This window comes from Kitasatospora sp. NPDC048286, from assembly GCF_043201735.1.
GTDB lineage: Bacteria > Actinomycetota > Actinomycetes > Streptomycetales > Streptomycetaceae > Kitasatospora.
The window spans coordinates 75,100-88,701 of record NZ_JBICZE010000003.1 but is presented as its reverse complement, the minus strand read 5'-3'; the positions used below and the strand labels follow the sequence as shown (position 1 = coordinate 88,701).

The 13,602-nt window shown below is 72.5% G+C and carries 13 protein-coding genes; 8 read left to right on the top strand and 5 right to left on the bottom strand.

The window, feature by feature from the left end; all coding sequences use genetic code 11:
• Positions 1–40 precede the first annotated feature (40 nt).
• The 3 genes from ACGF13_RS08260 (at position 41) to ACGF13_RS08250 (ending at position 2,079) form a co-directional block, all read left to right on the top strand.
• On the top strand, positions 41–1,243 hold the full coding sequence (locus ACGF13_RS08260) for a hypothetical protein (protein WP_392870332.1): 1,203 nt from the start codon (positions 41–43) through the stop codon (positions 1,241–1,243).
• A 281-nt stretch (positions 1,244–1,524) separates the two neighbouring features.
• Complete coding sequence (locus ACGF13_RS08255; protein ID WP_392870329.1) at positions 1,525–1,692, top strand: hypothetical protein; 168 nt, start codon at positions 1,525–1,527, stop codon at positions 1,690–1,692.
• Positions 1,693–1,710: 18 nt separating this feature from the next.
• Positions 1,711–2,079 (top strand): hypothetical protein, encoded by a 369-nt coding sequence (locus tag ACGF13_RS08250; protein ID WP_392870326.1) that lies wholly within the window; start codon positions 1,711–1,713, stop codon positions 2,077–2,079.
• Between the two features lie 30 nt (positions 2,080–2,109).
• On the opposite strand, the gene ACGF13_RS08245 is transcribed toward ACGF13_RS08250, so the two are convergent.
• Both ACGF13_RS08245 and ACGF13_RS08240 read right to left on the bottom strand, forming a co-directional pair.
• On the bottom strand, positions 2,110–3,942 hold the full coding sequence (locus ACGF13_RS08245) for an FAD-dependent oxidoreductase (RefSeq protein ID WP_392870323.1): 1,833 nt from the start codon (positions 3,940–3,942) through the stop codon (positions 2,110–2,112).
• Between the two features lie 138 nt (positions 3,943–4,080).
• Entirely contained in the window at positions 4,081–4,335 is a 255-nt protein-coding gene (locus ACGF13_RS08240; RefSeq protein WP_392870321.1) for a hypothetical protein, read from the bottom strand.
• A 290-nt stretch (positions 4,336–4,625) separates the two neighbouring features.
• Here ACGF13_RS08240 and ACGF13_RS08235 point away from each other — a divergent pair, with 290 nt between their 5' ends.
• Complete coding sequence (locus tag ACGF13_RS08235; protein ID WP_392870319.1) at positions 4,626–5,732, top strand: BTAD domain-containing putative transcriptional regulator; 1,107 nt, start codon at positions 4,626–4,628, stop codon at positions 5,730–5,732.
• A 34-nt stretch (positions 5,733–5,766) separates the two neighbouring features.
• On the opposite strand, the gene ACGF13_RS08230 is transcribed toward ACGF13_RS08235, so the two are convergent.
• A complete protein-coding gene (locus ACGF13_RS08230; protein ID WP_392871639.1) occupies positions 5,767–6,822 on the bottom strand; it encodes an alpha/beta hydrolase in 1,056 nt (351 codons plus the stop codon).
• Between the two features lie 332 nt (positions 6,823–7,154).
• Between ACGF13_RS08230 and ACGF13_RS08225 the strand changes: the two genes are divergently transcribed.
• From ACGF13_RS08225 to ACGF13_RS08210, 4 genes are all read left to right on the top strand, one after another.
• Positions 7,155–7,589, top strand: coding sequence for a hypothetical protein (locus tag ACGF13_RS08225; RefSeq protein ID WP_392870317.1), 435 nt, complete (start codon positions 7,155–7,157; stop codon positions 7,587–7,589).
• On the top strand, positions 7,586–9,811 hold the full coding sequence (locus ACGF13_RS08220; RefSeq protein ID WP_392870314.1) for an NACHT domain-containing protein: 2,226 nt from the start codon (positions 7,586–7,588) through the stop codon (positions 9,809–9,811). Before ACGF13_RS08225 ends, ACGF13_RS08220 begins: the two co-directional genes overlap by 4 nt.
• Positions 9,812–9,984: 173 nt before the next feature.
• Positions 9,985–10,605, top strand: coding sequence for a DoxX family protein (locus ACGF13_RS08215; protein ID WP_392870311.1), 621 nt, complete (start codon positions 9,985–9,987; stop codon positions 10,603–10,605).
• A 144-nt stretch (positions 10,606–10,749) separates the two neighbouring features.
• Positions 10,750–12,198 (top strand): alkaline phosphatase family protein, encoded by a 1,449-nt coding sequence (locus ACGF13_RS08210; protein WP_392870308.1) that lies wholly within the window; start codon positions 10,750–10,752, stop codon positions 12,196–12,198.
• A gap of 124 nt (positions 12,199–12,322) precedes the next feature.
• Here ACGF13_RS08210 and ACGF13_RS08205 read toward each other — a convergent pair whose 3' ends face one another.
• Both ACGF13_RS08205 and thpR read right to left on the bottom strand, forming a co-directional pair.
• Entirely contained in the window at positions 12,323–12,691 is a 369-nt protein-coding gene (locus ACGF13_RS08205; protein ID WP_392870305.1) for a hypothetical protein, read from the bottom strand.
• Between the two features lie 169 nt (positions 12,692–12,860).
• Positions 12,861–13,481 carry an RNA 2',3'-cyclic phosphodiesterase gene (thpR, locus tag ACGF13_RS08200; RefSeq protein ID WP_392870302.1) on the bottom strand — a complete coding sequence of 207 codons (621 nt, stop codon included), beginning with the start codon at positions 13,479–13,481 and terminating at the stop codon, positions 12,861–12,863.
• Positions 13,482–13,602: the final 121 nt, after the last annotated feature.

The following is a 13,602-nucleotide window of genomic DNA, read 5'->3' as shown; positions in this document are numbered from 1 at the left end:
GACCGCGACGAGCCGGACCACGACGAGAGGGCCCGCACCCATGACCGACGACCAGCCGCTGCTCGCCTACGCGGCGCCCACCACGCCCTCACCCCTCCCGGTCTCCGTCGCGGGATCCGAGCCCGCCAAGGGAAGCCTGACCGTCACGGTCACCAACAGCTCGGACGCGGAACTCACCTGCAACTCCATCACCCTGGAGCTCTCCCTGGGAGAGGAGGCCGGCGACTTCACCCCGGTCCACAGGGCGGGTGGCATCAAGGTCGACCACTCTCCCGGCTGGGCCGTCGAATGGGCGGAGGACGAGCCGGGCATCGCCACGGCGAGCCCCAACGACCAGGGCTCCGCCACCGTCCAGCCCGGAAGTCCGTCACTGTCCTTCGAGCTGTCCAACATCGCGGTGAACACCGCGGAAGGGGACGCGAGACTCTCGATCGAAGAGGATCTAGAGGACGAGAACGGCGACAGCCGGACCGGACGAGTCGTCCTGTACTGCACGAAGGGGCCGTCAGGGCTGACCCTCGCCGACTTCCGGCCCCTCCGGCAGGTCGTACCCACCACCGAGGACGCCGAGGTGGTCTGGCAGTTCACGCCCACCACCGGCAGCACGGTGGAACTGGAGTACTTCGACGCCGGCACCGGCAAGCAGAAGACGGTGGACGTCACCGGCAGCCGCAACCACAGAGTCCGGCTGTACCAGGACACCGCCTTCGCCCTGCACGCCTACACCGGCGACAAGGACGCCCCCACGTTCGACTACTGGCTCTTCACCTTCGTGACCGTCTCCGAACCGTATCTGACCACCAAGGACCTGACGGTGGGCGGCGCCCTCTCCCTCCTCGGCCGGCGACAGCCGCACCCGACACAGGTGGAACTCGCGCCGCCACTCACGACCACCACCGTCAGGACCCGGAAGAAGTTCCGCGCGCGGACGGACGGGCTGCTCACCGGTTCGCTACGGACGTTCTACAGACACACCAACGCCGAGCTGACGGTGACCGTGGAACCTCCGGACGCCCCCGACACCGAGCCGCACGTCGCCCAGATCCACTGCGACGGCAGGGTGGATAAGCGGGTGTACGCCCCGGGACCGAGCCTGGCCGTGCCGGTGCCGAAGGGCAGCACGGTCACGATCAAGTGGGACCTGGTCAAGTCCGCCAAGTTCACCGAGCCGGAGAACACCTTCCTCTTCGCCGCGGACCTGCGGTGGCACCCCTTCGGGACCGGTGACCTGGTGCCGCTCTGACCTGCGGCACGAGTCGGCTCCGGCCACCCTCCGCGCCTCACCCGGATGGACTGCCAATGCTGCGGGCACGCACGACCAAGAGCACCGTTGACAGCAGGGGCCATCGATGCCCCACGGCCGGAGCCGCCCAACGTGAACCCCGTGGTTCGTTGCCGGGGAAACGCCTTACGCGGCCCGAGACCGCTCAGCGACGGCCGACCGCACACCCCCACAGGCAGTCGGCCGCACCCACCGCAACGCGTGGCCGCAGCAACGCGTGGCTGCAAGGAGACGAGACGACCATGCAGGACCACAACATCGCCCCGGACGACAAGAAGAGCAAGATCGCCAGGATCTACACGGTGGCCGGAAACGGAAAGACCGGCTATTCCGGAGACGGCGGCGACGCCACGGAAGCCGAAGTCGGCAACCCGGTGAACATCGCGACGGACGGTACGGGAAACCTCTAAATCTCCGGGAAGAGCCGGGTGCGGGAGGTCACGACCTCCATCACCGCGCCGCTTCCCTGGCACACCATCATGGCGGCCTTCACCAACACCAAGGACAGTGAAGTCCTCACCCTGGAGATCGAGCGCGCGGTCAACAAGATCGACCAGACGCTCACCACCGGACAGCCCGGGAGGACCTTCACCGTCAAACACGGTGTGCCCTTCCAGGTCACCGTGCGCCGCGAAACCACCGTCCTCGGCCAGCCCGGCTCGCTGTACTTCAGGTATGACGCCGACACCGACAAGCTGAGCTTCGACGCGAAAGCGAGCCAACTGCCCGACGGAGTGACGTGCGACGACAGCTCCGGCAAGAACTTCTTCGGCTTCCTCTGGCACGACCAGGGATGAGGACGAGGGGGCCCCGCCCGGCGGGCGGGGTCAGCCGAGGTCGAAGGTGTTCGGCAGGCCGAGGCGGTAGCGGGCCTCGTCGACCACCTTGAGGGGCTCCAGCTCCGGGGGCCGGAACAGGCCCCGGATGTGGCAGCGTTCGGCGGTCGAACCGTCCGCGTCCAGCAGGGCGTTGACGGCGCGGCGCGCGGACTCGTTGGCGCCCTCCATGGTGGCCAGGTCGACCTCGGTGCGGACGTAGTCGCCGGCCAGGAAGAAGTTGCCCACGGCGGTCGTGGCGGAGGGCCGGCGGTAGAGCGTTCCGGCGGGGTGGACGAGCAGTTGCTCGCGGTTGGCCGGCGCGGGCCCGCCCAGACCGGTCACGGCCGGGTCGAGGAACCACGAGTGCACGTCCGCGTCGGCCGGCCACCCGGCACCGGGCCGGTCGAAGGCCCGCCGGCACTGTGCCCAGACCTCGCGGGCCACCTCCTCGCGGGTGCACTCCTTGGCGGTGCGGCCGTAGAGGATCCCGGGCCGGTCCCACTCCGAGACGCAGACCGACAGGCAGTCGCGCACCGTTCCGTCGCCGTAGCCGGCCGCGAAGTCCCGGTCCCAGAACTGCGCCTGGCCGACCGCGGTGAGCGACCACGGGGAGTCCAGGCAGACGGCGTGGCCGTGCACCAGCCGCACCGGGCGGCGCAGGTAGAACTGGATGCCCGTCATCCAGTCCGTGCCGATCGCGTCGCAGCGCGCCAACTGCGGATCGGCGGCGCGCAGTTGCGGGCCCCAGGTGGCGCGGGCGCGCTCGACCGGCAGCGCGCTGAGGTAGTGGTCGGCCCGTACGGTCTCGGGGGCGCCGCCGCCGGCCGGTGCCACCCGCACCCCGGTGATCCGGCCCTCGGCGTACAGCACCTCCAGCACCTCGGTCCCGGTGCGGAACTCGACGCCCAGCGAGGCGAGATGGGCCGCCCACGGGTCGATCCAGGCCTCACTGGTGGGGCCGTTCAGCACCCGGTCGGGCTGTCCGTCGCCACCGCGCCCGAGCAGGCCGTTCAGCAGGAAGGCCTCGACGACGGTGCGGGCCACCGTACGGGTGCTGGCCTGCTCGGCCCGGGTCGCGACCAGGTCCCGGGTCAGGCCGACCCCGAGCAGGCGCTGGTAGTCGTGGGACATCCGCCCGGCCCCGATGAAGTCCCACCACGGCACCCGCTCCCACTGCTGCTCGCGGCGCAGGTCACAGCTGGTCAGGTGGACCAGGAGCCGGTCCACGAAGTAGGCCAGCTCGTCGGCGGGCAGGTGCAGCACCTCGTCCAGAGCGCCGGCCAGGATCCGCCGCAGGGCGTCCGGGGCGAGGTCGCCCAGGTCGAGCGGCCGGGCGAGGGACCGGAACGGGAGCAGCAGGCCCGGGCGCGGGGCGTCGAAGGCCAGCAGCGCCTGGGTGGCGTCGCGCAGGTTGTCGTGGACGCCGCCGGGGTTGCCGGGGACGGGGATGCGGCGCAGGGTGTCCGGCAGGTTGCGGTAGAAGCCGGGGAAGAACCGGAAACCGTGCTCCCCCGGCAGCGCCCGCCGGCCGCCGGCCGCACTGCCCGGCACGTCCATGCTCCGGGCCTTGCCGCCGAGCGCGGCATGGTACTCGTACACCGTCACCCGGTAGCCGCGCTCGGCCAGTTCGTGCGCCGCGCTCAACCCGGAGACCCCGCCGCCGAGGACCGCCACGCTCCGCCCCGGGCCGCCGCGGGCGCCGGTGCCCGTGCCGCGCGGGAGAGCGGCGACCTTCGTGGGCCCCACGGCCATGGCGCCGCCCAACGCGGCTGCCCCGGCGATGAACTGACGGCGCGTCCGTCCACCCGCCGCGACCTCCGGCAAGCCTTCCGCCAACCCCATGATGCGCGCACCTCCCACTCCCGGGCCGCCCCGAATGGCGGGTGCGACCCCCGGTGTGCAACGACCGGGACCGGCGCCGGTCACCCGCCACCGGCCCGGTTGCGGATCCGCGCTGTTCGTCACCGGGCCGGACGAGCCTCAGGCGGTCCGGCCGGTGCAGGCCACGGTGGCCACCAGACTGGTGAAGGCGACCTCGGAGGCGTGCCGCCCCGCGGGGTCGTACGGATTGCGGGAGAGCACGATCCGGCGCTGCCCGGTGTCGTCGCCGAGCATGACACTGCTGTAGCCGATGCCGTCGACACGGTGGCCCCAGAAGTCCCCGCACGGGGTGGGCGTGCGCTCCGGGCCGAGGCCGTAGTCGGCGCCGCGTCCGAGGCTCGTGGAGTGCTTCATCTCGGCGAGTTCGGCGGGTCCGAGGAGCCGCCCGGTCGACCCATCGCGACGGGTCCGCCGCCGCGCCTGCGACGGTCGCGCGGCCTGTGGCGTGCGTGTTCGCCGCGTTCGCCGCGTTCGCCGCCAACACTATGCCAGCCACCAGGCCCGATCCCGTCCCCGCGCCGCCGTACGGTTTACCGTCCCGGACGAGGAGGTACCGTTCGCCTGGGAACGGTCTGCTCGGGCGGTACGGGGAGCGCTGCGTGGGCCGGAGGCACCCGAGCGGAACTCTCGTCGAGGGGGCAGCGATGCCGACGACCGCCACCACCGGCAGGCCCGGCGCCGGCGAACTCGGGCGCCGGGAGCGCGAGGTGCTCCACGCGGTCGGCTGCGGGCTGAGGGACGACGAGATCGCCGCCGCGCTGGCCACCTCCGAGGACGCCGTGGCCGCGCACCTCGCACGAATCCTCGGGAAGCTCGGGCTGCGCGACCGGGCCGCCGCCATCGTCCACGCCTTCGACTGCGGGCTGGTCGCCCCGGGCCGCGGCCCCCGCGCGCAGCCGGTGCGCCCCGCGCCGCGGAGCGCCGCGAACGGGACGGCCGGACCCGCGGCAACGGCCGGGTTTACGGCAACGTCCGGGCCCGCGGTGCGGATCGCCGTGCTCGGACCGCTGCGAGCCTGGCGGGACGGTCGTTCCCTGGACCTCGGGTATCCGCGCCGGCAGGCCGTGCTGGCGGCACTGGCGCTGCGCGGGGGCCGGGCCCTGAGCCGGCAGGAACTGCTGGACGGCGTCTGGGGGTTGGAGCCACCGGTCGCCAATGTGGTGCCGGTCCACATCTACCGGCTGCGCAAGATCCTGCGCATCGGGGACAGCCCTGACTCGGTGATCGAGCACGACCGGGGCGGCTACCGGCTGGTCTCCGGCGCGGCCGAGGTGGACCTGACGCGGATGGAGGATCTGGTCACCGCCGCCGGGACGGCCCACCGGGCGGGCGACCAGGCCGAGGCGGTCCGCCTCTGTTCCCAGGCGCTGGACCTGTTCCGCGGGGAGCTCCTCGCCGGCCTGCCCGGCCCGCTCGCCGAGCTGGAGCGGCTGCGGCTCGCCGAGCGCCGGATCGCCGTCGCGCAGCGGAAACTGGAGTGGCAGCTGCGGCTGGGCCGGCACGCGGAGGCCGTCGACGAGCTGTTCGCCCTGTCCGCGGAGCACCCGTTGAACGAGCTGGTGGCGGCGATGCTGATGCGCGCGCTGTACAGCGGCGACCGACGGGCGGACGCCCTGGCCGTGTTCGACCGCGCCCGCCGACGGCTGGCCGACGACCTGGGGGTGCCGCCGGGCCGGATGCTGCGGCAGACGTACCGGATGATCCTGCGCGGAGACGACGCCGGCCCCGACCTCACCGGAGTCGCCCGGTGAGGTCGGGTCGGGCGACTCGGGCGACTCGAGCGGCTCAGGACGCGAAGGCCGTCTCCAGCCGGGGGATCAGGTCCCGGAGGTCCTGCTCCCAGCAGCCGCCGTTGTGGCCGCCGTCGCACTGGCTGCCCCAGGTGGAACCGTCGCCGTAGTCGACGTAGTGGTAGGGCATGCCCAGGGCGTCCATGGCGCCCTTGACGTGCTTGGCGGCGCCTTCGAGCCAGAACTCCGGTTGGGTGACCACGCCGCGCCCGTTGCCGACGTAGACGGAGACCCCGACTCCGGCGAGCCGGTCCATGTGCCGGGACGGGTCGACCTCGTTCCACCGCCAGTCCGCGTTGAGCACCGGGTAGGGCGAGCCGAACAGGGCGTCGCTGTCCACGGCGGGCCTGTACGGGGAGTTCGCGGGGTCGCAGGAACCCGAGGACAGGCCGCAGATCACGCCCTGTCCGTCGACGAGGGAGGCGACCACGGCCAGCCTCAGGTCCATGGAGTCGATCGAGAGGTCGATGTCTCCGGACAGGGAGGCGGTCTGGCTGAACAGTTCGGGGTGGTCCTGGGCGTAGTGGAAGGCCCCGAAGCCGCCCATGGAGACCCCGGCAACGGCCCTGGCCTTCCTGGTGGCGACGGTCCGCAGGTTGGCGTCGATGAACGGGATCACCTGGCCGAGGTGGAAGTTCTCCCAGTTCTGGGCTCCGGCCGGGGTGTTCTGGTCCCGCCAGTTGGCGTACCAGCCGCGGGCGCCACCGTCCGGGATGACGGTGATCATCGCGTTCGAGGTGGTCAGCGCCGGGTAGGTCTGGTTGAGGGGGTTGTCGGGCGAACCGTGCAGGAAGTACAGCACCGGGTAGCGCCTGGCCGGGTCGTCGTCGTAGCCGCGCGGCAGGATGATCTTGAGGTGGTGCCTGCCCGCGACCTCGGGTGTGGTCACGGTGAGGTAGAAATCGGTGGGCCCGCCCATGGCGGGGGCGACCTGGGTCAGGCCGAACCCGTCCGCCATCGGCGGCGGCGCGCCGGTGCCGCCGCCGGCCCTCGCCAGATCCACCGCCGCCGTACCGGCCGAACCCGTCGCCGAACCCGCCGTCGTGGCCATGGCCAGGGCGGCGGCCACCAGGGCCACCACCAGCCGCCACCGGCCTGCTGTCCTCGTCGCGGTGTTCACGGTGTTCCCCTCCATGAGCCGGCCAACCGAAGTCACCGGACGACCGTCGCAGCGGTCGATGACATCCCGATGACGCCTGCCGCCCGGGTCCACCGGTTTGCGTCGATTGACTGACGTATCGTCATACATGCGTCCGATCAAGGGAGTTCGGACGCGTCCGACCCGGGGTGAGGTTCGGGATTCCCGCCACGCGGCCGGTGCGGTGGAGCTATGGTCGGCGCACCGACGAAACGCGTCCTGACGCGTGCTGCGAAGGAGCGAGCATGGTGGGCATGGAGCTGGCGGTCGGATTCCTCTTCGCGTGGGCGGTGCGCAAGGCGAAGCGGGTGGCGGGCCGGGTGGACACCGAGGTCGACCAGGCGCTGGACGCCGGGATGGACCGCCTGCACGAGGTGGTGGCGGTCCGCCTGGGCACCGACCCGGCCCTGGAGCGGATGATCGAGGAGGCCGATTCCGGCCTGCCCGAGCCGACCGACCGTACCCGGCAGCGGCTGCGGCTGGCCCTGGAGGAGGCGGCCGAGAACGACACCGGGTTCGCCGGGACGCTGCAAGAAGCCGTGGCGGAGGTCCAGGCCGCCGAGGCCGCCGCCGGTCCGGCCCACGGCGGGAACACGATGACCGGGAACACCTTCCACGGGCCGACCGCGATCGCGGTCGGTGACCACAGCCGCCAGGAGAACCACTTCGGGGCCTCATGACCGGTGCGGAGCCGGGCAGCGGACCGAGCCTCGTCTTCTACGGCCCGACCGCGATCCTGTCGGGCGCCAACAGTGTCCAGAACAACTACTTCACCCTGCGCTTCCCCGATCGGCTGGAGACCGCGGCGCAGCAGCTGGGAAACGTGGTGCTGGCGCAGTGGCGGCAGGAGGCCGCCCTGCGCGGCCTCCACGGGCCGGAGCCGATCCCCGTCCGATGGTGTGCGAGGCCCGGTGGGGAGTTCGGCGACCACCCCGACCTGACGGCGGGTCCCGCCGAACCGGTCGATCCCGACATATCCACCGGTCCCATCGATCCCGTCGAGGGAAGCATCGCGGACCTGGCCTCCTTCGCCGGCGCGTTCCTGCGCCTGCCTCAGCGCAGACTGGTCGTGCTGGGCGGGCCCGGCAGCGGCAAGACGACCCTGGCCGTGCTGCTGGTGGTCGAACTGCTGCAGCGGATGCGCGAGGGCGAGCCGGTCCCCGTCCTGCTGCCGCTCGCCTCCTGGCGGCCCCGGGTGGAGCACCTGGCCGACTGGCTGGACCACCAACTGCTGCGCGAGTACCCCTACCTGAGCCTGGAGACGGCCCGGCTCCTGCGCCTCGGCCGACGCATCCTGCCCGTGCTCGACGGGCTGGACGAACTGCCCGCCGCCGAACAGTCGGTCGCCCTGGAGAAGCTCAACGCCCTCAAGGACGGAACCCCCCTGGTCCTGACCTGCCGGACCGAGAACTACGCCGCGGCGATCGGCTCCACCGAGGTGCTCCGCTCGGCCGCCGTGGTCGAGGCCGAACCGCTGACCGCCGAGGAGGCCGCGCGGTACCTGCTCAGGAGCGCCACGCCCCAGCACCGGCACCGCTGGCGCCCGCTCGCGGACGCGCTGACCGGGGACCCGTCCTGCCCCGCGGCCGAGGTCCTGACGGTTCCGCTGATGCTGTGGCTGTGCCGCACCGCCTACCAGCGCCCGGCCCCGGACCGGCAGCCCGGCGACCTCGCCGACCGGTGCCTCTTCCCCACCCCCGAGGCGATCGAGAGCCACCTGCTGGACTCGCTGGTCCCGTCGGTGTACCCCTCCGGTCCGCTGCCGCCGCCCCAACCCGGCCGCAGGGCTTCGGCCAAGTGGTCGCGGGAGGAGCGGAACCGGGATCCGGAACGGGTGTCCCGCTGGCTCGGCTTCCTCGCCCGGCACCTCGAACGGAACGGCCGTCCCGACCTCGCGTGGTGGGAACTGGACGGCGCCATGCGGCTGGTGCCGCGCATGCTCCTGACCGGGCTCCTGACCGGGGCCTGTGTCGCCCTCGTCATCGGCGCCCTGGACGGGGCCGTCGCCTTCTACGACAACGGGGACGGGCCCGCACGCGACCTCACGACCAGATTCGCGGACGGGTTCACCATCGCGGTGCTGGACGGACTGATCAACGGCCTTCCGGCCGTCCTGGTCTCCACCCTCGCGCACGGGATCGCCTTCGTGCTCCGGGACGGGGCCCTGCAGCCGTCGCGCGTCCGGATACGACTCGTCGGAAGGACGGCGGGAGCGGGTGCCAGGTCCGGCCCCGAGATCCTCGCGCGTGCCGGGCTCGGGCTCGTGGCAGGGCTGGTGGGCGGGGCCGGGGTCGGCCTCCTGCAGGGGATCGGCAGAGCCCTGACCTCGGGGGACGCGGCGTGGTACAGGGTCGGACCGGTGTACGCCGCGTTCTTCGGTGCCGTGTTCGCCCTCGCCGCCGCGCTCACCGGGGCGCTGATGGCCTGGGTCGAAGCCCCCGTCACCATCGCGTCCGCCCCCGGCCCCCGCGACCTGCTGGACCTGAACCGCAGGACCGTGCTGCTGCAGTGGCTCATGGTCGCGCCGGTGTTCGGATGCCTGGTCGGGGTCGGGAGCCAGCCCCTCCTCGCCCTCGTCCACAACTCCCTCTGGGGCATCCGGCTGATCTGGGACGCCGGGTACGCGCTCAGGTTCGGAGTCCTCGCGGCGTTCGCGATCGGGCTCGGCACCATGCTGAGCCTGACCGCGTGGGGCCAGTGGACGGTCCTCGCGCGGACCTGGCTGCCCCTGACCGGACGGCTCCCGCTGGCGGCGATGACGTTCCTCGAGGACGCCCACGAGCGGGGCGTCCTGCGCAAGGTCGGCGCGGTCTACCAGTTCCGCCACGCCCGGCTCCGACAGCACTTCGCCCAGGCACCGGTCCGGCACAGCCGGACTTCATCGCACCATTGGAGGACCTGATGAACCTATCCATCACGCCGGCCGGGCGCTAAGCTGCGGGCTTCCGAGCCGGCACCTGACGGGCCGTGCCCCGGTTGGCACTTCGGGCTACCCCTCACCCGGATCCAGCCAACCACGGTACATCCCGTCCTCTTCGGTGCCGGGGACTCTGAAGGGATCCGAAGGAGGGGCGGATGGAGTCGTATCCCGCACGGGTGGTGCGGTCCGGCAGACGCCGGGCCGACGTCTTCTCCCGCGGCTACCGGCGGGTGGCCCCCGTCGTACTGCGGGCCAGCGTCGGGCTGGTGTACCTCTGGTTCGGGGTGCTCAAGTTCATCCCGGGGGCCAGTCCCGCCGAGGACCTCGCCACCCGCTGCATGAGCCTGCTGACCCTCGACCTGGTGCCGCCCGGCGTCTCGCGGCCGCTGCTGGCGGTCATGGAGGTCGCCATCGGGGCCGGCCTGGTCACCGGGCTGCTGCTCCGCGTCGTCCTGGCCGTGTTCTTCGTGCACATGGCCGGAGTGTTCGCGACGCTCGTCCTGCTGCCGAACGACGTGTGGGTGCACGGCGTCCCGCCCGTCCCGACACTCGAGGGGCAGTACATCCTCAAGAACGTCGTGCTGATCGCGGCCTGCCTGACCGTCGCCACCCGGGGAGAGGAGCGGACGCGGTCCGGCCCGGCCTTCAGCCGGGCGCCCGAGCCGGCCCCGCACGACGACGGCCGGCTCGCCGCCGTCACCCTGGCGGCCGCCGCGGCTCCCGGCCCCCGCGCGTCCGCCGTCGACCGTCTGACCTTCTCGCGGCCCGGCGCGTAGGGCCGGCCGGCTCGGCGGGTGACCGGCGTGCCCTCGACCGTTCATCCGTCACCTCCGCTGCGCCGAAGTTCCCGGGGAAGGCGAAAGGCGATCCGGCGCGGTGGCATCCCGCACGCGCGCCGGCGTGACTGAGAGGGCGGACGGATGTCCGGAATGACCCGACGGAGGCTGCTGGGATCGGCGGCCGGTGTGCTGGGGACGGCAGCGGCGGCGAACCTGCTGCCGCCGAGTGTCCAGCGGGCGGTGGCGGCGGGGGTGCCGAGGGCCGGTTCGCTGCGGGACGTGGAGCACGTGGTCCTGCTGATGCAGGAGAACCGGTCCTTCGACCACTACTTCGGCACGATGGCCGGCGTCCGCGGCTTCGCGGACCCGCACGCGCTGCGGATGGAGAACGGGCGCTCCGTGTTCCACCAGCCCGACAGCGCCAACCCGGACGGCTACCTGCTGCCGTTCCACCTGGACACCCGCACCACGAGCGCGCAGGCGATCCCGTCCACCAGCCACGCCTGGTCGGTGCAGCACCAGGCCTGGAACGGCGGGAAGATGGACCGGTGGCTGCCCGCGCACCGGGCCGCCGACGGCGTCAACGGCCCGTACGTGATGGGGTACTACACCCGGGAGGACATCCCCTTCCAGTTCGCCCTGGCCGAGTCGTTCACCATCTGCGACAACTACTTCTGCTCGGTCCAGGGACCGACCTGGCCCAACCGGCTGTACTGGATGACGGGCTCGATCGGCGCCGACGGCGGCCAGGGCGGCCCCGTCACCAGGAACTCGGCACCCGAGCCGCTGACCTGGAAGACCTACCCCGAACAGCTGGAGGCGGCCGGCGTCAGCTGGCAGGTCTACCAGGAAGCCGACAACTACGGCACCAACGTGCTCTCGCTCTTCAGGAGCTTTCAGCAGGCCGCGCCCGGCAGTGCGCTGCACCGCAAGGGCATGACGGCCCGGCCGGCCGGCACCTTCGAGGACGACGCGCGCAACGACCGGCTGCCGGCCGTCTCCTGGATCCTGCCGACCAGCCACCAGTCCGAGCACCCGGACTACCTGCCCGCCGCCGGTGCCGACTACGTCGCGTCCAAGATCGAGGCGGTCGCGTCGAACCCCGAGGTCTGGGCGAAGACGGTGTTCATCCTCGACTACGACGAGAACGACGGCCTGTTCGACCACGTGCCGCCGCCGGTGCCCCCGGCCGGGACCCCGGGCGAGTTCGTCGACGGCCTGCCGATCGGCGGCGGCTTCCGGGTGCCGTGCATCATCGTCTCGCCCTGGACGGTGGGCGGATGGGTCGCCGGTGAGGCCTTCGACCACACCTCGGTGCTGCGGTTCCTGGAGCGGTTCACCGGGGTCCGGTCGGCCACCGTCACCGACTGGCGCCGCCGCACCTTCGGGGACCTGACCTCGGCCTTCCAGTTCCATCGCGGCGTGCGCCGGGCCCCGGCGCTGCCCGCGACCGCCGCGCAACTCGAACTGGCCGAGTACGAGGTGGCGCACTATCCGGCGCCCACCCTGCCGGGCGCGGGCCAGCAGTTCCCCGTCCAGGAGCCCGGCTACCGTCCGCACCTGCCCCATGGGCCCCACCGGCCCCGGTAGCGCTCGACCGCTTTCGGCCCGGGGCCGGGTCCGGGTCTTGAGCCGGGTCCGGACCCGGGCCCGGGGCTCGGCTCGCACCGTGCCGCAGGTGTGGAAGCCCCTCGGTACGCGGGGTGCCCGATCGTCAGTAGGCGGCGTTGGCGTGGTCGTTGAACCAGTCGGGCAGGCTTGCCCACCATTCACCCGCGCCCGCGTCGAACGTCATGCCGTCGCCCGACAGGTGCACGACCTGCCCGGAGTAGGCGGCCCAGCTCCTGAGCGAGGAGACCTTGTGGTTGACCAGGACCGGGAAGACCGTCCAGGTCCCGATCTTGAACTCCCAGCAGTCACCCGAGTAGTTGTAGTCGGTGAACACCTGCCCGTACCCGGCCTGCCCGTAGTGGGTGCAGTTGCCCGCCGCGTGGGCACCGGGCACGGCGGCGCCCAGCGCCGCCACGGTCGCCACGGCGACCATCCCCGCCTTGAGGCGGGGCAGTTTGAACGTCCGGGGCATCTCGGTCCTCTCGTGACATGGTGTCTGCCACAAGTGATGATGACGACGACGTCGGGCCCGCGACCAGTGGGAGGCCCGTACTGGTAGGAGTTCGTGATCCGACTTCGGTGGTTTTCGGACGGCTCTCCGGCCCGGTGTCGGCTCCCCGCCATCCACAGGTGCCGGCCGGCTACGAGTCGGTGAGAGCGCCGTCGCTCCCGGCCTGGACGACGCTGGCGCCGAATCGCCACGCATCGATGTCGCGATAGCGGATCGGCCCGGGGCCGCGGCCGATGTTGCTGCCGACCAGGTGGAGACGTTCGGTCCACCACGGCCGGCCCACGAACCCGGTGAGACCGGCCGCGGCCAGCGGAACGCTGACGGCGTCGTCGCGGCGGGAGCGTGCCAGCGTCAGATGGGGGCGCAGCGGCCGCTCCCTGAACTCGATTCCGCAGGACCTGACCAGGTCCCGGACGTCGGCGGCGAGCAGGTGCAGCTGCTCCAGGTCTCCGTCGATCCCGCTCCACAGCAGTCGCTGGTCGAAGTGGCCGCCGCCGCGCAGGCGCAGGTTCAGGGCGGGATGCGACGCGGCCGCACCGGCCAGCGCCGATCGCAACGGCGGCACCGCCGTGGACGGCAGCTCGCCGAGGAAGGCCAGGGTGATGTGCCAGTCCTCGATCCGGTTCCACCGCAGTCGCGGGTAACCGGCGTAGGCGGGTTGCAGGGCCCGGGCCAGCTCGTCCTTGGCGTCGTCGGGCGGAGCCAGTGCGATGAAGACGCGCAGGGTCGAGGGTTCGGGGTGATCGTCCACGAGGGGGGAGGGTAGCCGAGGGCGGGTCGACCGTGCTCGCTCCTGCCGGACGGGGCCCCGGACCACGTCCTGCGTGATCCCGGGCGACGCCGGTAGGCCGCCGCCCGGGCGACGGTGGGCT

Coding starts and splice junctions, on each gene's coding strand:
- ACGF13_RS08240 (WP_392870321.1), bottom strand. CDS start 4,335: ATGAAGCACTCCACGAGCCTCGGACGCGGCGCCGACTACGGCCTCGGC.
- ACGF13_RS08225 (WP_392870317.1), top strand. CDS start 7,155: ATGGTGGGCATGGAGCTGGCGGTCGGATTCCTCTTCGCGTGGGCGGTG.
- ACGF13_RS08215 (WP_392870311.1), top strand. CDS start 9,985: ATGGAGTCGTATCCCGCACGGGTGGTGCGGTCCGGCAGACGCCGGGCC.
- ACGF13_RS08255 (WP_392870329.1), top strand. CDS start 1,525: ATGCAGGACCACAACATCGCCCCGGACGACAAGAAGAGCAAGATCGCC.
- ACGF13_RS08220 (WP_392870314.1), top strand. CDS start 7,586: ATGACCGGTGCGGAGCCGGGCAGCGGACCGAGCCTCGTCTTCTACGGC.
- ACGF13_RS08260 (WP_392870332.1), top strand. CDS start 41: ATGACCGACGACCAGCCGCTGCTCGCCTACGCGGCGCCCACCACGCCC.
- ACGF13_RS08235 (WP_392870319.1), top strand. CDS start 4,626: ATGCCGACGACCGCCACCACCGGCAGGCCCGGCGCCGGCGAACTCGGG.
- ACGF13_RS08230 (WP_392871639.1), bottom strand. CDS start 6,822: ATGGCCACGACGGCGGGTTCGGCGACGGGTTCGGCCGGTACGGCGGCG.
- ACGF13_RS08205 (WP_392870305.1), bottom strand. CDS start 12,691: ATGCCCCGGACGTTCAAACTGCCCCGCCTCAAGGCGGGGATGGTCGCC.
- ACGF13_RS08245 (WP_392870323.1), bottom strand. CDS start 3,942: ATGGGGTTGGCGGAAGGCTTGCCGGAGGTCGCGGCGGGTGGACGGACG.
- ACGF13_RS08210 (WP_392870308.1), top strand. CDS start 10,750: ATGTCCGGAATGACCCGACGGAGGCTGCTGGGATCGGCGGCCGGTGTG.